The organism is Pedobacter sp. NO84 (assembly GCF_059703915.1).
Window position 1 is genome coordinate 831,183 of the sequence record NZ_AP046575.1, and the last position, 24,293, is coordinate 855,475.

At 38.5% G+C, this 24,293-nt stretch carries 23 protein-coding genes; 17 read left to right on the plus strand and 6 right to left on the minus strand.

All coding sequences use genetic code 11. From position 1 onward, the window contains the following. Window positions 1-10 precede the first annotated feature (10 nt). Window positions 11-1,774 carry a HAMP domain-containing sensor histidine kinase gene (locus AC6H0V_RS03675; protein WP_497562355.1) on the plus strand — a complete coding sequence of 588 codons (1,764 nt, stop codon included), beginning with the start codon at window positions 11-13 and terminating at the stop codon, window positions 1,772-1,774. Window positions 1,775-1,905: 131 nt separating this feature from the next. Here the strand turns inward: AC6H0V_RS03675 and AC6H0V_RS03680 are convergent, their stop codons facing one another. Further along, window positions 1,906-2,934, minus strand: coding sequence for a redoxin domain-containing protein (locus tag AC6H0V_RS03680; protein WP_497562356.1), 1,029 nt, complete (start codon window positions 2,932-2,934; stop codon window positions 1,906-1,908). A gap of 120 nt (window positions 2,935-3,054) precedes the next feature. Then, window positions 3,055-4,032, minus strand: a complete 978-nt coding sequence (locus AC6H0V_RS03685; RefSeq protein WP_497562357.1) for a GlxA family transcriptional regulator — start codon at window positions 4,030-4,032, stop codon at window positions 3,055-3,057. Window positions 4,033-4,162: 130 nt separating this feature from the next. Between AC6H0V_RS03685 and AC6H0V_RS03690 the strand changes: the two genes are divergently transcribed. From AC6H0V_RS03690 to AC6H0V_RS03725, 8 genes are all read left to right on the plus strand, one after another. Next, window positions 4,163-4,582, plus strand: coding sequence for an SRPBCC family protein (locus tag AC6H0V_RS03690; RefSeq protein ID WP_497562358.1), 420 nt, complete (start codon window positions 4,163-4,165; stop codon window positions 4,580-4,582). A 12-nt stretch (window positions 4,583-4,594) separates the two neighbouring features. Then, window positions 4,595-4,975: a DoxX family protein gene (locus tag AC6H0V_RS03695; protein ID WP_497562359.1), complete on the plus strand. Its 381-nt coding sequence runs from the start codon at window positions 4,595-4,597 to the stop codon at window positions 4,973-4,975. Between the two features lie 23 nt (window positions 4,976-4,998). Continuing rightward, a complete protein-coding gene (locus AC6H0V_RS03700) occupies window positions 4,999-5,448 on the plus strand; it encodes an SRPBCC family protein (protein ID WP_497562360.1) in 450 nt (149 codons plus the stop codon). An 11-nt stretch (window positions 5,449-5,459) separates the two neighbouring features. Beyond that, window positions 5,460-5,867, plus strand: coding sequence for a VOC family protein (locus AC6H0V_RS03705; protein ID WP_497562361.1), 408 nt, complete (start codon window positions 5,460-5,462; stop codon window positions 5,865-5,867). Window positions 5,868-5,950: 83 nt separating this feature from the next. Beyond that, window positions 5,951-6,232 (plus strand): DUF6958 family protein, encoded by a 282-nt coding sequence (locus AC6H0V_RS03710; RefSeq protein WP_497562362.1) that lies wholly within the window; start codon window positions 5,951-5,953, stop codon window positions 6,230-6,232. Window positions 6,233-6,399: 167 nt separating this feature from the next. Continuing rightward, a complete protein-coding gene (locus AC6H0V_RS03715) occupies window positions 6,400-7,248 on the plus strand; it encodes an NAD(P)-dependent oxidoreductase (RefSeq protein WP_497562363.1) in 849 nt (282 codons plus the stop codon). Between the two features lie 24 nt (window positions 7,249-7,272). After that, complete coding sequence (locus tag AC6H0V_RS03720) at window positions 7,273-8,214, plus strand: YncE family protein (protein ID WP_497562364.1); 942 nt, start codon at window positions 7,273-7,275, stop codon at window positions 8,212-8,214. A gap of 152 nt (window positions 8,215-8,366) precedes the next feature. Further along, a complete protein-coding gene (locus AC6H0V_RS03725) occupies window positions 8,367-10,532 on the plus strand; it encodes a hypothetical protein (RefSeq protein ID WP_497562365.1) in 2,166 nt (721 codons plus the stop codon). Between the two features lie 137 nt (window positions 10,533-10,669). Here AC6H0V_RS03725 and AC6H0V_RS03730 read toward each other — a convergent pair whose 3' ends face one another. After that, window positions 10,670-11,908, minus strand: a complete 1,239-nt coding sequence (locus AC6H0V_RS03730) for an LVIVD repeat-containing protein (RefSeq protein ID WP_497562366.1) — start codon at window positions 11,906-11,908, stop codon at window positions 10,670-10,672. Between the two features lie 237 nt (window positions 11,909-12,145). Between AC6H0V_RS03730 and AC6H0V_RS03735 the strand changes: the two genes are divergently transcribed. From AC6H0V_RS03735 to AC6H0V_RS03745, 3 genes are read left to right on the plus strand one after another with little or no spacing between them, the layout of a single operon-like run. After that, complete coding sequence (locus AC6H0V_RS03735) at window positions 12,146-12,877, plus strand: sugar transferase (RefSeq protein WP_497562367.1); 732 nt, start codon at window positions 12,146-12,148, stop codon at window positions 12,875-12,877. A 4-nt stretch (window positions 12,878-12,881) separates the two neighbouring features. Then, a complete protein-coding gene (locus AC6H0V_RS03740; protein WP_497562368.1) occupies window positions 12,882-14,546 on the plus strand; it encodes an ATP-binding cassette domain-containing protein in 1,665 nt (554 codons plus the stop codon). Beyond that, a complete protein-coding gene (locus AC6H0V_RS03745; protein WP_497562369.1) occupies window positions 14,533-15,606 on the plus strand; it encodes a glycosyltransferase in 1,074 nt (357 codons plus the stop codon). Before AC6H0V_RS03740 ends, AC6H0V_RS03745 begins: the two co-directional genes overlap by 14 nt. Here the strand turns inward: AC6H0V_RS03745 and AC6H0V_RS03750 are convergent. Genes AC6H0V_RS03750 through AC6H0V_RS03760 form a run of 3 tightly spaced genes read right to left on the minus strand, consistent with a single transcriptional unit; the run spans window position 15,582 to window position 18,580 of the window. Beyond that, window positions 15,582-16,682, minus strand: a complete 1,101-nt coding sequence (locus AC6H0V_RS03750) for a glycosyltransferase family 4 protein (protein WP_497562370.1) — start codon at window positions 16,680-16,682, stop codon at window positions 15,582-15,584. The two genes, AC6H0V_RS03745 and AC6H0V_RS03750, sit on opposite strands and share 25 nt — an antisense overlap. A 3-nt stretch (window positions 16,683-16,685) precedes the next feature. Further along, complete coding sequence (locus AC6H0V_RS03755) at window positions 16,686-17,843, minus strand: amidohydrolase family protein (protein WP_497562371.1); 1,158 nt, start codon at window positions 17,841-17,843, stop codon at window positions 16,686-16,688. Beyond that, window positions 17,840-18,580: a class I SAM-dependent methyltransferase gene (locus AC6H0V_RS03760; protein ID WP_497562372.1), complete on the minus strand. Its 741-nt coding sequence runs from the start codon at window positions 18,578-18,580 to the stop codon at window positions 17,840-17,842. Before AC6H0V_RS03760 ends, AC6H0V_RS03755 begins: the two co-directional genes overlap by 4 nt. Before the next feature lie 146 nt (window positions 18,581-18,726). On the opposite strand from AC6H0V_RS03760, the gene AC6H0V_RS03765 reads away from it, so the two are divergent. The 5 genes from AC6H0V_RS03765 to AC6H0V_RS03785 are packed head-to-tail and all read left to right on the plus strand — an operon-like array spanning window position 18,727 to window position 24,292. Next, window positions 18,727-20,229 (plus strand): B12-binding domain-containing radical SAM protein, encoded by a 1,503-nt coding sequence (locus AC6H0V_RS03765; protein ID WP_497562373.1) that lies wholly within the window; start codon window positions 18,727-18,729, stop codon window positions 20,227-20,229. A gap of 1 nt (window position 20,230) precedes the next feature. Next, window positions 20,231-20,959 (plus strand): class I SAM-dependent methyltransferase, encoded by a 729-nt coding sequence (locus tag AC6H0V_RS03770; RefSeq protein ID WP_497562374.1) that lies wholly within the window; start codon window positions 20,231-20,233, stop codon window positions 20,957-20,959. Beyond that, entirely contained in the window at window positions 20,959-22,011 is a 1,053-nt protein-coding gene (locus AC6H0V_RS03775; RefSeq protein ID WP_497562375.1) for a radical SAM protein, read from the plus strand. Before AC6H0V_RS03770 ends, AC6H0V_RS03775 begins: the two co-directional genes overlap by 1 nt. Continuing rightward, window positions 22,008-23,471 (plus strand): B12-binding domain-containing radical SAM protein, encoded by a 1,464-nt coding sequence (locus tag AC6H0V_RS03780; protein ID WP_497562376.1) that lies wholly within the window; start codon window positions 22,008-22,010, stop codon window positions 23,469-23,471. The genes AC6H0V_RS03775 and AC6H0V_RS03780 overlap by 4 nt, the downstream gene beginning before the upstream one ends. Then, window positions 23,459-24,292, plus strand: coding sequence for a class I SAM-dependent methyltransferase (locus tag AC6H0V_RS03785; RefSeq protein ID WP_497562377.1), 834 nt, complete (start codon window positions 23,459-23,461; stop codon window positions 24,290-24,292). Before AC6H0V_RS03780 ends, AC6H0V_RS03785 begins: the two co-directional genes overlap by 13 nt. The last annotated feature ends 1 nt before the right edge of the window (window position 24,293 follow it).

Genomic DNA, 24,293 nt, shown 5'->3' on the forward strand with positions numbered 1-24,293 from the left:
ATATATTCAAATGAAAATTAAAACAAAACTCAGACTTGGTTTCGGCTTTTTATTCTTGGTAGTAATTAGCTTTGGGGGCATTTCTCTATATCATATCAATGAAATTTCTAAACGCTCAAAGGTAATCCTAAAAGATAACTATAAATCGTTGATCTATGTAAACGAGATGCGTATCGCTCTTGACGATCAATATGGAAATATCAACTCAACTAATGCACCAGCTTTTGATAAAGCATTGAAGCTTGAGGAAAAAAACGTTACCGAAAATGGTGAAAGGAACGCAGTTATCGCACTTCGAGCAGCTTTCGAAAAAATAAGCCTACCAACCAACCAGAGCAGTGATAAAAATGCTGCAATGACGGCAATACGACTGCAATTGCGAAAAATTGATGAACTGAACATGAATGCAATCGTTCGTAAGAATGATCATGCGCAAAAAGCAACTGAAAAAGCTACGATCTATCTTGGGATCACTGCCTTTATTTGCTTTATCATCCTGTTCAGCTTTATTGTCAACTTTCCTGGATTTATTGCCAACCCCTTAAGAGAACTTTTAGACGGAATTAGGGAAATCAGCAAAAAAAACTATCAGCAACGCCTGCATTTTGAAGGAAATGATGAGTTTGGTGAACTTGCATCCGCATTTAACAAAATGGCGCTCGAACTAAGAAATTGGGACAATACCAATGTTGGTCATCTAAAATCTGAAAAGCAACGTATCGAAACGATTATAGAACAGATGCAGGATGCCATTATCGGTATAAATGAAAAGCGGGAAATTCTTTTCCTGAATAGAGTGGCCAGCGAACTGTTAAATTTGAACCCAGAACATGCTATAGGGAAAAATGTTGAAGCGTTGGTTCAAAAGAATGAGCTGTTGAAGCGTGTATTGGCAGATCAGCCGTCTGAAGAACCATTTAAAATTTTCGCCAATGATAAGGAATCCTATTTTTTGCTCGAGAATAGGGAAATTACCATTCCAAATTTCGATGAACAGGATAGTGATACGTTACGAACTGCTGCTAAATCTGCCGGAAAAGTGTATGTCCTAAAAAACATCACGAAGTTCAAAGCGTTGGATGAGGCAAAGACCAATTTTATCGCTACAGTTTCACATGAGCTCAAAACACCACTTTCTTCAATAAAAATGAGTGTAAAGTTATTGAATGATGAGCGTGTCGGATCGATGAACGATGAACAGCACCAACTGGTTTCCCATATTAAGGAAGACACCGAACGCTTACTCAAAATTACTGGCGAATTACTTGATTTGGCACAAGTGGAGACGGGAAACCTACAATTGAACATGGTACTTTCTAACCCGCTAGACATAGTAAATTTTGCTTTGGATGCTGTTCGTTTTCAGGCAAACCAAAAAGAGATACAATTGGAACTATTAACTGCAAATGAACTTCCAAAGGTTAATGCCGACGTTCAAAAAACCGCTTGGGTATTGGTTAACTTCCTTTCAAATGCATTGCGGTACAGTGCAGCCAAATCCAAGATCGTAGTTCAGATTAAGCACGCTGGAAAATTCTTGGAATTCTCTATAAAGGATTATGGAAAGGGAATTGAAGAAAAGTACCAAAAACGTTTATTTGAGCGGTATTATCAGGTTCCAACAGATGGACAGAATAAATCGGGCTCTGGACTTGGATTGGCTATTTCGAAAGATTTTATCGAAGCAGAACACGGCAAGATTTGGGTAGAAAGTGCGATAGGTGAGGGTAGCAGATTCTGTTTTACGCTGCCTGTAAATTCTGATAAGCACTAGTGGTTCGAAAGCTATCTTAATGGCTTTGACCAAAATATAGAATTAAACTATCAAACAAAATAGCCCAACGTAAAATCTTTGGCACTAAGAATAGTGCCAGTTTGAGAGTGCTAAGGCTCGAAACATAAAGATTAATTCGCCGCTAGTAATTCTGTGAGGCGTTGTTTTAATTGATCGCCAAAAAGATTTTTTGCAACAATCTTTCCCCTTGGATCAACCAAAATATTGGTGGGCACGCCCTTAATGGCGTACATTTTTGCCACTGCATTGTCCCAATATAATAGATCAGATACTTGTGCCCAATTTAAACGATCGTCTTTAATGGCTTTTAACCAATTTTCTTTTATCCGATCTAATGAAACGCCTAAGACCGTGAAATTTTTATTTTTAAAAAGGTTATAGGTATTCACCAGATTAGGATTTTCATTTCTGCAGGGAATACACCAACTAGCCCAAAAATCGATTAAAACATATTTGCCTTTGAAATCGGAAAGGCTAACGGGCATGCCATCAGGATTATTTTGCGTAAAAGACATAGCCATATGACCAGGTCTAGTATTTTTAAAGGCATTTATTGTGGTTTGGATATTTTTAGCTAAAGTTGAATTTTTTAACTCCGCAGGAAACTGATCCAAAATGCTTTGGGTAACAGTTTCGTCTGCATCTCTTACCAAAGAATTTGATAAAGCAACTAGACCAATTAAGCTGTTTAAGTTATTTAGCGCATATTTTTCATAGGCTTTACCTGTTGCAATAGAAGAAGCGGGTTTTTCTTGTGCGATATATTCTTTAAGTTTTTGAAATTCGTCATTAAAGGGTGATCCAGTTATCCTACTGTTTTTAACATAGGTTGAAGATGAAATCGTAATCACTTTGTTTTCGAGATAAAAGCCCAGATTATCAGCAACATTGGTAAAACCAGGCGCTGCATAATAGCGTACCTCTATATTTGCACCAACAATTTTTGGCACTTTACCAGTAAAAACAAATGCCCCATTTTTAACGGCCGCAGTGTCAGTTTTTGGCTGGTCATTAATTTTATAGGTTAGATAGGCAAATCCAGCGTTATTATAGCCAACTTTACCGTTAATTGTAAAACTCTCCTGCGCAATTAATAGTGTTGGGAAACTCATTGCAATAATGAAGAATAGTCTTTTCATAGGGGTTAATTATTTATTCAAACATAACAAATTTTTGATCTTTTTGATGGACAACCTTTTAGTTGAAAAAAATCGGCCTTGCAAATGGCCAACGAGAAAAAAAGATGCTGGCTGATTAAATCATACCTCATTCGCCATTCTGGCAAACTTATTTCGGTATTCAATTGGGGTAAGCCCGGTTATCTTCTTAAATATATCCCTAAAGGCTTTGGTGTCCGTATAGCCTACTTCAAACATGATTTCAGAAATGTTTCTTCTCGAAGCTTCAAAAAATTTTTTCGCCGCCTCGATTCTTACCCGTTGCATGTATTCTATAGGTGTATTGTTGGTGGCTTCTTTAAATCTTCTTTCAAAAGTTCTCCTACCGGTGTGGATTAAATTAGCCAATGTATCTATAGTGATTTTATCTTCATAATTTTTTTCGATATAATCCTGAACTTTTTCGATTTCCGAATCGCCGTGATTTCTTTGTCCCTTAAATATAGCGAATTGCGATTGGCTATCCCTCCCAATATCTAAAGCAAAATATTTTGAGATCATCACCGCCGTTTCTTTGTCAGCAAACTTTTCTATCAGGTATAATAGTAAATTCCACAGGCTACTTGCTCCACCACTGCTATAAATATGATCGTGTTCTGTGATGATGGCTCCATCTTCAACCGTAATATTGGGATACCTTTCTCTAAACTCGCTCACATGGGCCCAATGGGTAGAGCATTTTTTGCCATCGAGCAAGCCTGTTTCGGCTAAAAGAAATGCCCCAATACATAAACTGGCTAAACTTGAACCATTTTCGTACAGCTTTTTGAAATAGGGAATGGCTGTTATGTTGGCTTGTATCCCCTTTGCCGTATCCCCAAATGTAGGAGGTATAATCAACAGGTCTGTTTCGGTCACATCTTTAAGCAATCGATCGGTTTTAACCGTATATTCTCCATTGTTGGCCGGCACATACGGGTTTAGGCCGACGTACTCTACCTCGAAAATGGCCTTTTTACCAAATGCGGTTAAAAATTCATTAGCAGTGTTAAAACTCCTAAACGGTGGAGTAATGGCTTCAATTACCCCATACTCGGGTACAAAGACTGAAATTCTCATATCATTTTCAAGATTTAGTACTAAGCTAAATATAGTTTGTCATAATCTACCCCTAATTTGTCATTTTCACAATAGACGGGATTTTGTTAGCCTGTATACCTTTGAATAAATTAAACCTTAAAAAATAACGATGGAACAATTAACAAAAATTACGGTAGAAGCAGAAACCACTGCTCCCGTAGCAAAAGTTTGGGACGCTTGGAATACTCCGGCAGATATTGTAAAATGGAATACGCCCGACCCAAGTTGGCATACGCCCAGTAGCGAGAACGACCTAAGGGAAGGCGGCCAGTTTAAACACAGGATGGAAGCCAAAGATGGTAGTTTTGGTTTCGATTTCGGAGGGGTGTATGACAAAGTAAAACTACATCAAGAAATTTCGTACACCATGGGTGATGGAAGAAAAGTGACCACGATCTTCAGTGAAAAAAACGGCAAAACCCATATAGCCAGCACTTTTGATCCTGAAACAGAGAACGCCCCTGAATTTCAGAAACAAGGATGGCAGTCTATCTTGAACAACTTTATTAACTATGTTGAATCCAATTAATTATCAATTATCATGAAAAGAAATAAAATAATCTTTTGGGTGGCCACCATCATCATCGTACTATGGGAGGGTGTAATGCCGCTTGCTACCATGTTGTTTGCACCGGAATATGTAACCATCGGTACTAAAGCTTTGGGCTATCCCGACTATTTTGCCTATGCGTTGATAATCTGTAAGATACTTGGAGTTCTTGCAATCGCTTATCCTAAAACACCAGCAAAGCTGAGAGAATGGGCCTATGCCGGGCTTTTCTTTAGCCTGATCTTTGCCTTTATTAGCCATGCCTGTGTTGATAAGAACATTGGATATATGCTAATGCCGCTCGTATTTGCAGCCATACTAGCGGTTTCCTATTTGTATCGCAATAAAATCAATCAGTACAACAGTAAATAAATTTTAAATTAAATTTTAATAAAATGAAAAGCAATTCAGTTTCCCTACATCGAGTAATTAAAGCGAGCCCAGAAAAGGTATTTCGGGCATTTGCAGATCCAATAGCCAATTCTGCCTGGTTTCCGCCTTATGGATTTATATGTACCGTACAACACATGGATTTTAAGATAGGAGGCACGTTTAAAATGACCTTTATTAATTTTAGTACCGAAAAAGGCCAGTCCTTCGGTGGCGAATACCTTGAAATCAAACCAAACGAATTTATCAAATACGTAGATCGATTTGATGATCCTAATTTACCAGGAGAAACTACAACCAGTATATCGCTTCGTAAGGTTTTATGTGGCACTGAACTTAAAGTGCATCAAGAAGGAATTCCTGAGGCCATACCTGCAGAAATGTGCTATCTCGGATGGCAAGAATCACTCGAGAAGTTGATCAAATTGGTAGAGCCCGAAATTCCTGATGCTTAAGTAATAAGGCAATGATTGAAAATAGTTATAACCCATTACCTAGTGCCATTTTTATCACTTTCTCTGGAAATTGTAAAAAGGCCCTCACCTTTTACCAAACATGTTTCGGGGGCCGCTTACAATTCGATACTTTTGAAGGCGAGCTAAATGGCTATATCACGCAGCCAGTTGTTAGTGGCTCACTAGTTGCGCAGCAACTCACTATTTATGGTTCAGATCTGGTGCCCAGTGAAGGTAGAAAAGTAGGGAATTTTATGGCTATAGTGTTGCACTGCGAAAATAATACCGCCAGAGAAACCCTTATCAAAAAACTAGTTAACACCAAAAATAATTCTGCATTAAACCTACATAATCAGCAAAAGCTGATTGAAATAGTGGATAATTTTGGGGTAAGATGGATACTTAGCAGCGTAAATTAAATGCAACTTAGAGAGTTGGCTTTTTGGCAGGAGATGTGTCGGCTAAATTAATATTTCGTTATATTTGATCAAATCAAATTGTGATGAAAACACAGACCATCCAAACACTTCATCCCGATCCGTTAAAGACCAATAAGGTAATTGCGGAGGAGAAGTATGAGCAAATAAAGGCTCAGCTATTAGCTATCCTATCTAGAGGCGAACTCACCCACAGCGAACTGATGGAAACACTGCATCAAAATGTAAAGGACAAGTTTGTGGGAGGGGTACAGTGGTATGGCGAAACAGTTAAGCTTGATCTAGAAGCCAGGAAACTGATCGAAAGGACCGAACAAAAGCCTCAGAAATATCGATTGGTCCGCTAAACCTCAAATGCTATAGAATGAAACCGATGATATGCACTTAGAAAGGGCATATCAGGAGTTCGCGGGCCTTCCGCAATGATGCGATATGGGTAAATGTGATTAGCATGGATTTTTTGTTATGAAAACAAAAGCATAAGTCCATACCTTTACTACCATAAAATACATTTATGAAAGCATTTTTAGGAACGGGCCTTTTAGGGGCTAACTTTGTGAAAGCGATGCTCCGTAGGGGCGATCAGGTTCAGGTTTGGAACAGAACGGCATCAAAAGCTAAAGCCCTTGAAGCCGATGGCGCAAAAGCATTTGAAAATATAGTTGATGCAGTAAAAGGGGTAGAAACAATCCACCTAACGTTAAAAGACGATGAAACGGTAAACGAAGTGTTAGCGGCTGCAAGTTCAGGTTTCGAACCTGGCGTGACGATAATTGACCATACAACTACTTCGGCAGAGGGTGCTGCAGAACGAACGCTCAAATGGAAGTCTGAGGGATTTACCTATCTACATGCGCCTGTTTTTATGGGCCCACCAAATGCGCTAGAGGCTAGCGGCAATATGCTGGTGTCTGGTGATCAGCAGGTAATCAAAAGGGTGGAGGGCGAACTGTCTAAGATGACTGGCAAGCTTATCAATTTCGGCGCTGAAGAGGGCAAGGCGGCAGGGATAAAATTGATTGGTAATCTCTTTTTGATAGCAATGACAGCTGGCCTATCTGATGCGCTTGCACTAGCAAAAGCCTTGGACATTGATTCAGCCGAGGTATCGGCACTCTTTAGTTCTTGGAATCCAGGAGCAGGTGCGCCCGCCAGATTGGAAAAAATTAGGACCGGAAATTTTGGAAAACCATCATGGGAATTGGAAATGGCACGTAAGGATGCAGGACTTATGATGAGCGCAGCGAAAAATAAAGGAGTTAAATTAACCGTTTTACCTGCAGTTGCTGCTGAAATGGATAATTGGATAGCAAAAGGAAATGGCGCTGATGATTGGACCATTATCGCGAAAGATAATCTTTAGGTTTTGCAAGAAGGATAAAATCCAATGAAAAAAGCACTTTTATTAGTTGTGGCGATGCTTGCCGGAATGGCGGTAAATGCCCAACATATAGGTAAATCTTATCGCTTAAAGAAAGTGATACCCGTATTGGGGCGGCAGGGAATCGCCATCGATAAAAAGTATTATTACGTTTCAGACACGAAGGCGCTCTACAAATACGATAAGAACGGGAATTTGGTGATGAAAAACCTACAGCCCTTCCAGAACCCAGAAATTGCCAACCACTTCGGGGATATCGATATCTTTAACGGCGAAATCTATTGCGGCATCGAAAAGTTTGAGTACGGTCGCGGTCAGAATATTGCTGTTTCGGTCTATGACGCACAAACATTGCAGTGGAAACGCGATATAAATTGGGAACCAGGTTCAGGTCAGGTGGAAGTTTCGGGCATCGCCATTGATCGGGAAAAAAAAATGGTTTGGATGTCTGATTGGGTAGATAGTCGATATGTGTATGGCTATAGCCTAGAAACCGGCAAGTATTATACGAAAATGCAATGTCGCCCTGCGCCTTATTGGTGCCAGGGTATATTCATTGCTGATGGAAAAATACTTTTTGCCGCCGATGATGGAGAAGCTACCTACAATATTGCTGATAACATTTATATTGCCGATATAAGGAATGTTCCATATACTGGCCTAAAAGATGGCGAACAATTTTCTATCGTAGATAATAAACCGTTAAAAACACCGGGCAAAATTGCTAGCGGAGCGATGGGAGGGCGTTTAACGCTTTTTCGCGAAATGTCTGATTTTAAGCGAGCCGGAGAGATAGAAGGTCTTTCAATCGATCCAACAAATGATGATCTTGTTGTTTTAAACAATCGTGGCACACAGATTCTTCTTGGGATGTCTCAGGGCCCGTTGATAAATGAAGGTTACACCACCGAAATCCACGAGCTATATATTTACGAGAAAGTTAATTAGGGAAAAAGTCTTTCTTACGAATTAACTTCTCCATTGTTCGGTATAAAATACCTAGTAATAGGTATTGTCTACGGTTTTCTCACAGGGTAAATTTGATAAGTTAATAGTGCCTAAAACTTTATACATCTTATCAAAAATTAAATCCCTAAACAATGGACTCTCAACCTACAATCATCAAAAATCCAGTAGCTATATGCTTCATCAAGCTTACTGCATACCTGGTAATCCTTACCTTCATCAGCTGCAAATCTTTCAAGGAAGTAGTGATAAAGGACAAGCAACAATGGAGAGCGGATGGACTGAACTCTACCGCCAGCGTTATTAAACAAGCGAGTTTTCCCACAAATTCTTCCTTGGCTATTTTTGTACCAAAGGAAACGATCAATACAGCAATCAAAAGTATTTCAGGTACCCAAATCCGGTCTGTGAAGAAATTGAATAATTGGACCCTAAAGGTAGATTCGGTAAATACTTCGCCTGAAAATGGAGTTTTCTTTATCACCCTTCATTCCAGTATATTGAATCCTAAAAAGAAAAAAAGGTTTGCGATCGATCTTGAAGCTCAATTAACCATTTCAGGGCTGCGAAAAACCGATACAAGTATTGTGGTTAAATATGAGGTATTACCCGTTTCTATAAATCCAAAGACCAAGATTTTTGCGTTTAATTTACAAATGGGCAAGTACAAGAAAGTATTAGCAGACCTAGCGGCGATATATTTGCATTCGAAAAATCTAACTTCTTTTGAAATCTCCATAAAAGATGGACTAAAAATAGAGCTGGCAAAATTACTGCCGGATAAGGACCAGCACATCGTGATCGACAAAGACGAAAACTGGTTTGTAGACTTAAAGACAAGTTTGGAAAACACAACCATAAGAAAATACTTACATCTAAACCAGCCCGCATTTATAAAATCTGGCATATGGTTATCTTTCCTCTTGTCAGACACGCCAATGACGGCACCACTATCTCGTACGTTGGCATCAAAGGGGGCTAATTTGAGAGCAATAAATGATCAAATGGATAATGACATCACTGGATATGTGAACAGAAACAACCTGGCAAAAACGTCTACTTATTTGTGGATCAATAAACTTTTGATGACCGAGGCTTTAGACAATATAAATGTATTGGATGCGAAAAAAAGGACAGTGCATATCAATTCTCAGAAAATAGGGGGATACTTATCCAAAAAAGTATGGAAAAATTCAATATTAGGTGATGGAGAATTTTCTGCCAGGTTCGAGGATTTGAATGCGGTAAAAACATCAATCTTGTTGGAGGGGCTAAAAAGCAATTGGGATGCAAAAAAAGGGCTAGACTTGTCGCTAAATCTGAAAGTTGATTTAAAAGCCGATGTCCATCTGCATGTTGATCCTTATATTGGTGGAGGTGTTGGAACGAAGGTTGGGATATTGGGATCCATCCGTGAATCATTCAAGACAAATGTAACATTCAAGCTTGATACCGTGATGGGATATCCCGTTGTATTGGCACGGCCCACCATTCCCTGTACAAGCATAGGCATAAAAGCCGTAACGGATGATAAATTCAAATTCGATTACGGGTGGACCAAGATCCCAAGCTTTGGAATTACCGTACCCTTTGAAATCGAAAACAATAAATTATCAGCAGTTAGTGTTTTAAGCTCCGTTCCAAGATCAATATTGCTTAAGAAAGAAACCTATTTGGTTTCGAAATCCGACTCAATGGTGGTTACATTACCTTATCAATACCTCATATATGCAACGGTTCCCAAATCATTTAATCTTACCGAATCTGGTATTGAGACGATGTTTAATACCAATTTTTCATTCACCAATGATAGCACAAAAGTTAATGACCTCATTAAGACGGATTCCCTTCAGCTTCTAGCCATTAGTTTACTAAAAAACACTAAGTTAACCTGCAAGAAAGAACCGATGTTGGTACATGCAGCCGGGGTGGAGTTTGGACCGAACAATGAAATCCTTAAATTTTTAGGTAATTCTTGGAACGATATCATAAAAGGTCCTGGAGATAATAACGAAATTGTTAAAATTATAGATGCCGTAGGCGATATGATCAACGATACCACGCCTCTAGATGATATCACCTATAAATTTTTTGAAACGGTTAGTTCCTATGCAGAAAAAAATCTTGGCGAGTCAAATGAAATCACCAAAGCCCTAAAAAATGTAAGCCACGAAATCGATAAATTCAGAAAAACACCAGGTAAAGCGATAGGTGATATCCCAAAAAACATAATCAATGAAGGAGGGAAAACGCTAAAGAAATTGGCTAAGAAAGCAAAGCGATGCTTTGGTCTATGCTAATTGGAGTATACGATTACGTTTAACAACAAAAGCCACTTAAATGAGTGGCTTTTGTTTGTTATTATTTTTTGGGTGTTTAATTGAAGTCTTCTTTCTCAATCTTCCCCTCACTGGCATATTGTGCCTCCGAAAATCGCTTACTTGCTTAAGTTAAAAATTTCTATTGAGGTAGTAGCTTTCACCGTGATTTTGCTGAGTTCTATTAAATTAGCTGCATTGCTGTAATTAAACTGATAAATACCATCTTCGCCCGTCACTATAAGTGATTTGGGACCAGCAATAACATCAAAACTTTTAATGGTTTTTAGATACTGCAACAGGTTATTATCTATTTTATTTTTGTCTGAAATATTAAACGACTTCAATCCATTGCTACCTTCACACAGAAATAGGTTATCTCCACTAACACTAAGCCCGTGTGGATTAAGCATCGGAAATACCGCTATTTGTTTGGGCTTAGTTGGGTCTTCGATATCCACTACCTCTAATTGATTGATCGATTGTCTGCACATATTTCCAGTACGCAAGGTTACATAAGCATATTTACCTTGCACAAATACTGGATCACAAGCCAAAACATGGCTATAAGTAGATAATTTTACTGGATTTGCTGGATCAGCAGCATTGAAAATATGCATGCCGGTATTGGTACCTATAAATAATTTGTTCTCGTAAGGGAAAATCGTTTCTACGCCCCAACTCAAACTGATTGATTTCACAAAGGTCGGAGTTGATGGTGCTTTTACGTCGAATAGGCTAAGATCCAGCTGACCTACAGTGTAAAGATAATCGTTCAGTAGAGCAAACCTCGCCATAGAACCGCCGGTGCCCGTAGAAGAACTCGTGCTTGCGGTACTAAACGCAACAGCATCATAATATTTAGTAGGACTGGTTTTAACTACTGTATCCTTATAAGTGATTACGAAATTCTGCGCTCCAGTGGATGTATAAAACTGCCTAAAGACATCTGTAAGTCTTTTAACTTGTTTTATGTTCGCTACGTTTGAAACATCAAAAGCCAATAGATCTATGTAACTGTCAGCATATAAAATGTCGTTTTTGATGGCAATGTCAATATTTCCGGGTATTTGCAAAAATCCAATGTTAACAGGTGAATTTGGGTTAGCATTGTTATATATGTGGATGCCTTTATAGGGCTCGTTAATAAACAACAAATCTTTATAGATATATATCTTGCCGCTTTTTCTGGCTTTTTGAGGGGTGGTTATTCCAACTGGCAAATTCCGCATTTGGGCTGCAGACATAAGCTTGGTTATCTGAATAACTTCTAGTTTTTCGCCTTCGTTTTTCTTGCATTGCGTAAATACCAAGAAAGCGAGAAGGATAAGTAGGTTAAATAATAAAAATTTTTTCATAGGGCTATAGTTGTTTTTACCTAATACGCAAAGACTAGTAGAAACGCTACAGCATTATTTTATCTTTTTTAGGAAAATGGATTAATAATGTACAAACATCTTCGGCCTATGCAACCCTAATTATCCCCGAAGGAGGATGTAAATGTTGGTAGCGTCTAAAATTTTTAAATTGATAAGGCAACCAATTCAACACCAGTCCGTAATAGTAGGTATCCACTTAAGATTGAGGCCTAATTAATGAACAATAGTTTACTCAAATTAAAAGATCGTTACGATCATCGTTATATTCCAAGCGAAAGCTATATGGCTTCGGAAGTAACCGGAGTAGTAAATTTAAAATTAATAAGCGGTGTTAATTCTTCACCGTTGTATAAGCTCCAAAATAGAGCAATTAAACGGATAACAGATCTCGCTATTTCTGCCACTGCAGTTTTATTCGTCCTTTCATGGCTCTTGCCTATTTTAGCACTACTCATAAAACTGGATTCTGCTGGACCAGTGTTTTTCGTGCAAAAACGAAATAAAAAAGACGGAAAATTCTTTTACTGCCTCAAACTCAGAACGATGGTAGTAAATGCGCAATCAGATACTTTAACCGCCACAGTAAACGATCAACGGATTACAACGTTGGGCAAATTCTTACGCAGGAGCCACCTTGATGAACTTCCGCAATTAATTAATGTACTGATTGGCGATATGTCTGTGATTGGCCCCCGCCCGCATATGTTTTTCGAAAATCTTAAATATAACTCGATGTATGCCTTTTACCACCAAAGACATTCGGTAAAACCAGGCATTACTGGCCTGGCCCAGTCGTTGGGCTATCACGGACCAGTTTCCAGCCCAAGTGAGGTAGAAAAGAAGATCGAATACGATATCCATTATATTAAAAATTGGTCTTCCTCTCTGGATCTGAAAATTCTTGTGGATACCGTAACCATCGTTTATAAAAAGTTGCTTATCCCCTAATACCTTGAAACGCTTAACCACTGCAATTTTGGCTATTCTTAATACAAAAGAAAGGCTCAAAATGATCAATCTAATCGCATTTGATCTGGTGATAGGAATTTTGGACATTGCTTTTCTGGGGCTTACGCTACTTGTGATTGATTTTTATACAAATAGTAGTGCGCAAAAGAATTTGCTCCACAATTATTATTCGGGCACATCTGATTCTTTAACCCTCATCATCGTATTCTTTCTGTTATTTAGCGCTAAAAACTGGCTCGGTTATTATATCTCCTCATTGCAAAGGCACTTTTTTTTTAGTGTTGCCTCTCGATTGTCAGAACGAAATATCAGACATTACCTCAATGAAGACTACAGCCAATTTGTAGATACTGGTTCTGCTGTGCAGATCAGAAAAATTGGGCAGCAGCCAATTGAATTCAGTAATTATATTTTGGTTAATGTACAACAAATCATTTCTCAAAGTGTGCTGATATTATTCACTATTATCGCTATTCTGTGCTATCATCCCAATTTATTTTTATTGCTGTTTTTAATATTGGTACCACCAATTGCTATCCTAGGTTATTTTATAAAAAAGAAACTCAAGAACATCAGAGGACAAATAAAGTTAACCAGCGAAAAAACACTTCAACATTTGCAAGAATCCCTGTCGGGATTTGTAGAAAGCAATATCTATAGTAGCGCAGATTTTTTTATCAAACGCTATCATGCATACCAAGAAAAATTAAATTCAACTATTGCTGCACAACAGGCATTACAGGGACTGCCTTCAAGAATGATTGAGGTAGTTGCGATCCTAGGTTTCCTAATTCTTTTGGCAATGAACAAGTTTGCCAACCCCTTACTCAAAATTGATCTGCTCGAAATAGGCATTTTTATGGCCGCTTCGTATAAGATTATTCCTGGGATTGTGAAAATTTTAAGTAGCATGGGCCAAATTAAAGCTTATGATTTTACATTGACTGATCTCCTTATTGATGCAAAGCCTACGGAAAAACCTTTAGCAAAAAGCAAGAGTATCAATTCGGTTAAATTTGATCAGGTAAATTTTAACTATGGCAACCAACAGCCATTGTCTAATTTTAGTTTTAATCTTAGTGCCGGAGATTTTGTGGGAATTTCTGGAGAATCTGGAGCGGGTAAAACGACCATTATTAATCTTTTACTTGGGTTTTTAAAACCTAAGCAAGGGGTAATTTCTATCAATTATGCACCAGCGGATGAACTAACAAGGCAACAGTACTGGGATAGGATTTCTTATGTAAAACAACAGTCCTTTATTTTTAACGATACTATCCTTAAAAATATTTGCCTTTCAGATACTGCTGATAAAACCAAGTTAGCTGAAGTAGTTGAGTTTTGTGGATTGGAGAACTTATTGAGCCAATATCCAAAAGGTATTTACCAGAATTTAACTGAGAATGGTAAAAACATAAGTGGGGGGCAATGTCAACGAATTGTTTTGGCCCGTGCACTATATCATGGTTTTGATATGCTGATTTTAGATGAGCCATTTAGTGAGATGGATGAGGTGTCCGAAAATCGCATCCTTAGCAAGTTATCAATGCTTACCAAAGCCGGAAAAATTATTATGCTTATTACCCACGGTAAACTTGGATTAAGTTTTTGCAATAAAATAATCGCTGTTGATAATGAACAAGCCTAAAGCATTGATCGTAATTACCTTAGGATTTCCTAAGGATGAGGATGATACAGCCTGTGTGCCTCCCATACAGGTTGCTTTAAAGGCCTTGAAAAGCGTGGATCCTTTATTAAATGTGATAGTTTTATCGCTTCAATACCCTTTTTTTTATAGAACCTATCAATGGCATGGGATCAGGGTAATATCATTTGGCAGAGAAAATAAAGGGAGATTTTCTAGATGGTTTACTTTTTGCCAAGTGCTGCTAAGGTTTGGGAAGCTACGAAAGGAATTTGATATTGTAGGTTTACTTAGCCTTTGGCTAGATAAAAGTGCATTTTTGGCTACCATTTTGGGTAAAAGATACCAGATTCCACACTTTTGTTGGTTAATGGGCCAGGATGCAAAAAAACAGAACAGGTTTGTAAAGATGATTAAACCAAAAGGAGAATCATTAATTGCACTTTCTGATTTTATTGCTGATGAATTTTATCGGAACTTTCAGATTTTGCCCAAGCATGTCATTCCTATCGGAATAGACCCCAGCATGTTCAATCAGCCAGACCCAACTAAAGACATTGATATTATAGGTGTTGGATCATTGATTCCTCTTAAACAATATGATTTATTGTTAGTCATAACTAAACATTTAAAGCCACTTTTTCCTAGTATAAAGGTGCTAATTTGCGGCGATGGGCCCGAGAGGGAGAAGTTAAACGAATGGATCAGAGAATTCGGCTTAACAGCTAATGTTACTTTAACGGGGGAACTGCCGCATCAAGAGGTATTACGGATTATGGGCAGATCAAAGTTGTTGGTTCATACCTCAAATTATGAAGGCTTAGGCCTCGTAAATCTAGAAGCACTCTATGCAGGAGCAAAAGTAATCAGCTTTGTTAAACCCATGCGCCATGAAATAGAAAACTGGTTTCATGTAGCTAACCCTAAAGACATGCTTTTTTTGATAAAAGAAATCTTAACAAAGGCAGATCATCACTATAAACAAGTAATGCCCTTTGCTGCATCAGCATCTGCTAGAGCGGTTTTGCAGTTGTATGGTTACAAAACGGATGCAATCTCTTGAATTTTATGCGCAATCGCTTCGAAAGAGAGGCGGGTTTTAAAAAAAGCTAAACATTTTTCTCTTTGTTGTACCAAATCCAAATGTTGCGTTTTAGTTAGTATTTCTACTAGTTCATTTGCGTTTCCTGGTTCGTATAGAAAGCCGCATTCACCATCGTTGATTAACATTTTAAAAGATGGAATGGCGGTTACAATGGGCATACATCCAGCCGATAGGGCCTCAGTAATTACCGTTCCACCACCTTCATAATAGGAGCCTGAAATCAAATAATCAGCGGCATTAAACCAATAGAGCAGGTCGTTGTGCTCAATAGCTCCGATTAAGGAGATATTTTTCCCGCTAGGATGATTGCCAATTCTTGTTTGTATTTCTGCTAGGAGTTCTGTTGTTTGATAGCCCATATAGAGTTGGGCATCCGGATTGATAGCTAGATAGCCTAAAAAACCATCGATCACCGTAAGGGGATTTTTATTGCTATTTAACCTTCCAACCCATAAGTAGACTGGATTTCCACTAACCTTAGTGTAGTGTTGCGCAATTATTTTAGCTATTGGGTAAAACCTTGACGATAAACCCACAACCTCATAGAGTTTTTCAACACTTTTTAGGTTGCCCAGTTTCATCCACTCCATGCCCATAGCTTTTGAGCCAAAAAAATAAGCATCAACAAACCTGTCTGCCCATCGCTGAAAGATTTTTTTAAATCCTTTGTAAGGCTTCTCTGCTCTGTGCTGCAGAATGATTTTTACTGTTGAACCTACAATTAAGCGAAGCTGGATCACACGAAGTGGACAGTGCAGGCCCTGCATTATAATTACGTCTGGTTTTAGGTTTTTGAGATCCAGATTTAGCTTTAAAGGAAAAAAACGTAAGGCTAAACCGTTATATTTTTTAAAATGATAGTTAACACTTTCAACCTTGAGAGATCCCTTAAAATTAATCTGCTGGATAGAATGGACCTCATTTTCTTTTGCCAGAGCCGAGAGAAAACCCGTAAAGGTATTGATGCGGTCGAGCCAGATTGCGGGATTGTCAAATTCTTTCGTATATGTATAACTGGCAAAGACAAAACGCATAACTTATGGATTTTTAACAATTTCGACAGGAAACTTAACTTTAGGTTGAAACGATTGGATTTGCTTAATAAGCTCGTGCATAGTTCCAAACACATATTTTAAACTGCCATTAACTGCTATTTTTTGGTAGTTATCCATGTTTAATGCCTGTAGCTGCAGGTTTAAGCTTTCGTCAAAAAGTAGGATTTTCCCCTTGCAGATTACTGCTAAAAGATCACTTGGTTGAATGCTAAAAAAGGCATCAAGTGCTTCGGGATTGTTTTTTCTTTTAGCAACGACTATATCGGCAGCAGCACCTTTTTCTATTTTACCACCCGTTTGCCGCCAAACCTCTGCAGGATTGGTTGTACTGCTATCGTAAAGCTCTTGATCGGTTAATACGTTTAAGTTCCGCGCAAAATTAAGATGATCCCAAATATTCCAGTTAGCCGTTAGTGTTGAGTCGGTTCCAAAAAGAATTGGGCTCGATTTTTTTATTGCGCTGATATTGGCAGTTTCATTTAATAAAAAATAATTGGATAGTGGGCACCATATCAAGGCTTTAAAAGCTGCGGCCTGCTTGGCATCCATTGCTACACCGTGGATGCCTATCAAATTTCGGTTTAACAGGTTCCACTTAATTAAGGTATCAATTTCTTTGCTTGCCAACTGGTCAATGCCCTCTCCAATATGCATAACTACGTTTTTATTGCGCTTAAAAGGATTGTTAAGTTTAATCTTCCACCATTTTTCAAAATGGACTGAATGTAGGCTTTGACCATCTTCAACTACATTGATCAGTTTTTCTGCAAGTTTTAGCTTCGGACCATGATTTACCACGGTAGTAACCCCACAAATCAAATTTTTATATATCCCCCAGTGTTCCCTCAATAAGATTGGGATTTTAAGGATATCCACAATTTGTTGACTATATTTTTGATGGATATGTTTTGCCCATTCGGTATAGTTTTCATACGTCCCATCGCCAAGTTGATCGAAAAGATTGAAATCAAGATGGTCATGAGAATTGATCAAACCTGGAAAAGCAATCGCATCCTCAAATTGTATGTGGATCAAATCATCAGTAGTTGTGTGGGTTAAAACTGCTGAAATCTTGCCCTTTTTAACCTCAATAGTTACTGTTTGATTGTTTGCTACGAGAACCACATTTGCCAGGATCATTGTCTTGTAAAGTATAATCCATATAAAATTGGAAAACCCTCATAAGTCTCATATACCTTAAGTGCCCCTTTGTTTTCATAGTAATGCCTAAAGGTTTCATCAATATGGATCTGTTCTTGCTTGATCAAGGTAAAGCCATGTTGTGCAAGAATGGATATGATATGATCCGTATAATGAACGAAATTTTGAACGGAGATTAATCCATTTTCAGACATAAAAGTTCTTTTACCTCCAGAGGCGAGGGTTTTGGGATGAAAATCTGTAATAATGATTTCGCTTTCGTCTCTTAAGATTCTTGCCCAAGCCTTTAGCGCATCAACAATGTCTTCGATGTGGGCCATGGTTAGGGTAGAAATAATCATGTCGAAACTCTTGTCCGGAATATCCGTGAAAAGGTTATCGGTAATCTGTTTGGTATTCGCTAATGGAAACTTGGCTTTTAGACGATCCAGCATCCCTTCCGAAACATCAAATCCTATAAGGCCAGCCGGTTTTTCTGCTAAAATTTTCGGCCAATGCCTTCCTGTGCCACAGCCTATATCAGCAATTTTTTTACCCGATAAACTGATGTCTTTTAGCAATTTATCTAAAGTCATCTTATCAATATCGAGCATTAGATTACCAGGTTGTGAATCGTAATTTTTCGCCCAAAGATCATAGGCCGCTATGGGATCTTTCTCCCTGATGGGCGAAGTGAAGAACGTATGTTTAAGGTAGTTCTTAAGGGTAGCAATCATTTCTATAGTACGCTGATTGAATGTGGATACGTTCTAGCTACCAAAATGGTTGCCCTAGGCTTAAATTACGCGTTGGCAACCTTTGTACTTCGGATATCGTATTCATTGATAGCCATCAATTATCAGGGTTATTTTGTTTAAGGCCTATGAAAAAAGTTCTCTTGTTTAATCCTAAAAGCGCCGACCATAAACACCGTATTCCAAACTCAATTTTAAGTATCGCAGCTTCGATAGAAGGGAAATACGATTGGGTGGTAGTGGATGGAAATTTTGAAAATAATGCCTTAGCAAAACTCGAGGAGTACCTGAACACCGGAACATATCATTATTTGGGATTTACCGTAATGCCTGGCCCGCAATTGAAACAAGCAATTGCATTTTCAAAGGCCATCAAAACCAAATTTCCCTTTACAAAAATGATCTGGGGCGGTTATTTTCCTTCTAGCCAACCAGAAGCCGTACTGTATTCTGGTTATGTAGATTTTATCATCAACGGTCCTGGCGATTATGCATTTCCTTTGTTGATTGATGCCTTGGCGAGTGATAAACCTTACGAATTTATCAAGAATTTGATCTATAGAGGAGTGGATGGGAAAATCTTTAAAACAGAAAAAGAAGAGTTAATGGAACAGGATACTTTACCACCGCTGCCCTATGATAAATTGGCAACGTTTTATCCATTTCAAAAATTTTTGGGGAAAACCTATCTCGGAGAAAAAACAATGGCCTACCATTCGAGCATAGGTTGCCCATTTACCTGTTCATTTTGCGCGGTAGTGCCCATTTTTGAGGCCCGATGGAAAGCTAAATCCGCACAAACAGTTTACAACGATGTTAAATACATTAAAGATAATTGGGGCGCAGATGCCATAGAATTTCACGACAATAATTTTTTTGTGTCCGAAAAGCGAGCGGTTGAATTTGCGAAACTGATTGCTCCAGAAAAGATGAAGTGGTGGGCAATGGCAAGAATTGATACCATGTCTAAATTTAAGGATTCGTCGTTAGCAGCCATTAGTGAAGCAGGTTGTCAGATCATCTTTTTTGGCGCAGAAAGTGGAAGTGATACCATCCTGGAGCAATTGGATAAAGGAGGAACGCAAACTGGAGCACAGATTATCGAATTTGCCAAAAGACTTAAAAAGTTCAATATCATTCCCGAATATTCTTTTGTGCTGGGCACGCCGGCACCAACGCAATTAGAGGTAGAGGCCCAGATTAACTTTGAGATAGAATTTATCAAGAAAGTTAAACAGGTTAATCCACGTACCGAAATTGTAATCTATACCTATAGCCCAGTTCCAACGCCAGGTTCAGAATTGTTTAAACAGGTATTGGCAACGGGATTTAAATTTCCTGAAACATTAGAAGATTGGATAAGCCCGGCATGGGAGAATTTCGATCTTCGTAAAAATCCTTTAACTCCTTGGCTTACACCCGAGATCATCAATAAAATCAGGAATTTTGAAACCGTATTGAACGGAGTGTACCCAACAGTAACCGATATCAGACTAAATAGGGTAAAAAGGTTGGCGATCAGGCTAATTTCGAGTTTGCGTTACCGAATCAGCTTATACCATTATCCGTACGAAATTAAACTTTTACAAAAGGTTTGGCGCTACCGTCAGCCCGAAATCCAAGGTTTCTGAAATGGAAGTTTCAATAGACATACCACCTCAGCCTACCGCATTTGAGCGTGCCTATCATTCCTTAAGGACAAAGGAGCAGCGCATCTATACCGATGAAGAGTTAAAAAAATTGCCCAACGTACCTCAAACCCATCGATATGTTAAAGAGTGGCTTGTTAGAAAACAATCCTCCCAAAAGCTCATCGCTTATTTGAAAAAAAAAGAAAAACCATTAAAAATCTTGGAAATTGGTTGCGGTAATGCATGGCTGGCCTCAAAACTAGCAACAATTGCACAAACCGAGGTGATTGGAATTGATCCTAATTCCGAAGAAATTAATCAAGGGCAGCGAAATTTTAAAAGAGAAAATTTGAAGTTAAAAGTAGGGGATTTTGAAACAACTGATGTTGTTGATCTAAAATTTGATATCATTTTATTTGCAGCATCTCTTCAGTATTTTGCCTCTGCAAAAGAAATTATTGCCAAAGCCCAGCGCTTGCTCTTGGATGATGGAGAAATCCACCTTTTAGATACCAAATTTTATACCCCATTAGCGGCTAAATTAGCAAAAGAAAGAACCCAAAAGTATTTTGAAACGATGGGATCGCCCGAAATGTGCCCATTTTACTTTCACCATCAACTGGATGAGTTAATCAGTTTTAATTATCACATTAAGTATCATCCCAAATCCTTTTTCAATAGGCTATTTGTTAAAAATCCATTTTATTGGATCCTTATTCGGTCAAACTAATGAAATTGCCATTCGCCCAAACATTTAAACGCTATCACACCTTGCAAACCCACCGAATTTCGGCTTTGCCAATTGTGATTTTGATGCCTCATAGTGCATGTAATTGTAGGTGTGTAATGTGCGATATCTGGAAAGACAATAAGAATTTAAAGCAATTAACCATTTCAGATGTGCAGGGGCTGATCTTGCCCCTGAAAAAATTGGGAACACAACAAGTTGTCATGTCTGGTGGCGAAGCCCTGTTAAACACCAATTTTTTTACCCTTTGCGAAATCCTCAAGAAAGAAGGCATTAAAATTACCTTGCTCTCTACAGGTCTAACCATTAAAAAACATGCGATTGAAATTTTAAAGTGGATAGACGATCTGATAGTTTCTATAGATGGAGATGAATTTTTACATGATGCGATCAGAAATATTCCCGGTGCATTTGATAAATTACGAGAAGGGGTACAGTTTATTCATCACCTTGATCCTAATTTTCGCATTACGGCAAGAACCGTTATCCATCGATTAAATTTTAGAACTTGGAAAGAAATTATTGTTTCTGCAAAGGCGATAGGAATTAACCAGATCAGTTTTTTACCTGCTGATGTGAGCAGTCATGCCTTTAATAGGCAAGCAGCTTGGAGCGAACCAAAACAGCACGAAATCCTGCCAAGTAAAAACGAACTCCCAGAATTAAAATCTATCCTCGATGAGTTGCTCATCGTGCATTCAGCTGATATGAGTACAAAGTTTATCGCGGAGTCTCCCACCAAAATGATGGATATTTACCGTTATTACGCTGCATTTTATGGCCTCAACAATTTTCCCTTCAAGAAATGTAACGCTCCTTGGGTATCAACCGTAGTTGAAGCAGATGGAGAGGTGAGGCCCTGCTTTTTTCATGAGGGCATTGGAAATATTTATCACTCCTCGCTAGATCAAATCTTAAATGGAGAGGCTGCAATGGATTTTAGAAAATCGTTAGCTATAAAAACTAACCCCACCTGCATCAAATGTGTGTGTTCATTAAATCTTTCACCATTAGCTAAAATAGGGCAGGCATGATGGATATCCTATTTACACATTCCTATTTTTCGAGATTCGACCCCAAACAATGGGCTTTGGAGCAACCTTATGCACCCTTGGCCACGCTGCATGCTGCTTCTCTGATGAGAGAAAAAGGATATAAAATTGCTTTATTCGATACGATGTTTGCTGCAAGTGCCTCAGAAATTTTTCCTGAGCTAAAAAAATGGAAACCACGCTTTTTTGTAATCTATGATGATGGATTTAATTACCTCACAAAAATGTGTCTTACCAATATGCGCGAAGCGGCCTTCGAAATGTGCAAACTAGCAAAAGCAGAAGGTTGTACGGTAATTGTTTCTAGCTCCGATTCTACCGATCGCTTTGCCGAATACCTTAACGAAGGGGCTGATTTTGTGATCTTAGGAGAGGCAGAACAGACCTTATTAGAACTCGTAAATGCACTAAAAGACGAAGTTCTAGCTTATCATACCATTAACGGCCTAGCTTTTAAAACGCAAGACGGATGGCAAAAGACCCCGAACAGGGCCGTGCTCAAAGACCTGGATTCGCTGCCCATGCCCGCCTGGGATTTGGTAGACATGAAAAGATATAAGGAAATTTGGACCAAAAGTAAAGGTTACTTTTCAGTTAATATCAGCACAACTAGAGGGTGCCCATTTAAGTGCAATTGGTGCGCAAAGCCGATTTATGGAAATCGCTACAATTCTAGAAGTCCGATGCATGTAGTAGAAGAAATCAAGTACTTACAGCATAATTATCAAATGGATCATATTTGGTTTTGTGATGATATCTTTGGGTTGAAACCGGGTTGGGTGTTAGAGTTTACCACTCTTTTGAAAAAGGAAGGTCTTAAAATTAGGTTTAAGATCCAATCAAGGGCTGATTTGTTAGTGCATGACGAGCTGGTTGCAGCCTTGGGAGTTGCCGGTTGCGAAACCGTGTGGATAGGGGCAGAAAGCGGTTCGCAAAGAATCTTAGACGCCATGGATAAAGGCATTACCGTTGATCAAATTCGCACTGCAACCCTTTTGATGAAGAAAAATCATATAAAACCGGCTTTCTTTATCCAATTTGGTTATCCCGGAGAAAGCAAAGCTGATATTAGGTGTACCATTGAAATGATCAATGAACTGCTGCCTTTCGAAATAGGGATTTCGGTTTCCTATCCGTTGCCTGGAACCTTGTTTTATGAGAGCGTAAAAAATGAACTTAAAAGCAAAACCAATTGGACGGATTCTGATGAAATGGCATTACTATTCAGGAATACTTTTCCTGCATCCTATTATAAACAATTACATACTTATGTACACCAAAACTACCATAAACATTTAGCAAAGAGCAGTGCCTTGGGCTTGCTAAAAAATCCCCTTACTGTTAATCGTTCAAGCTTGAAAAAAGCATGTTCTGTTATTTATTATGGTCCCTTAACCTTTGTGGCCAAATTAAAGCTCGATAGATTAGAATGGAACAGCTGATGGAAAATAGCAATATAAAGAATGAACTTCTTGTGGCATCTGCCTTTACAAAGCAGGCTAACTCGTTTGATGAACTTTATAATTCCAATACCATCATTAACTACAAGCGACAGCGGGTACGGGATCATATCCTCCAATATGTAAAACCTGCAGGAAACCTTTTAGAGCTGAACAGTGGCACCGGAGAGGATGCTCTTTTTTTTGCCCAGAGGGGATTTAATGTTCACGCTACCGATATTTCGGCAGGAATGCAGGTAAAGCTTAGAGAAAAGGTGATTAGCCGAAGACAACAAGCGAATGTAAGTCAAGAGTGCTGTTCTTTTACACAATTGGCGACTTTGAAAAATAAAGGTCCGTTCGACCTCATTTATTCCAATTTTGCCGGACTAAATTGTACAGCAGAGCTGGATGTAGTACTTTTGTCTTTTGCTAAACTTTTAAAAAATGATGGAGTTGTAACCTTGGTTATTTTGCCCAAATTCTGTTTATGGGAAATAGCATTGGTATTTAAAGGCAAATTTTATACGGCATTTCGTAGATTTTTTAGCGACAAGGGAAGGGTTTCGCACATAGAAGGAACGTATTTCAACTGTTGGTATTATTCGCCTTCGTTTGTGAAAGCAGTGCTGAAAGATGATTTTGAAGTATTAAGTGTAGAAGGGCTATGTACAATTGTACCTCCTTCTTACATAGAAAACTTTGCCGAAAAGCACCCAAAGACCTATAAGTTTTTGGTTAAGCTCGAAAATAGCTTAAAACGCAGCTGGCCCTGGAGAAACATTGGCGATTATTATATCATTTCGCTTAAAAAGCGCCCATAGG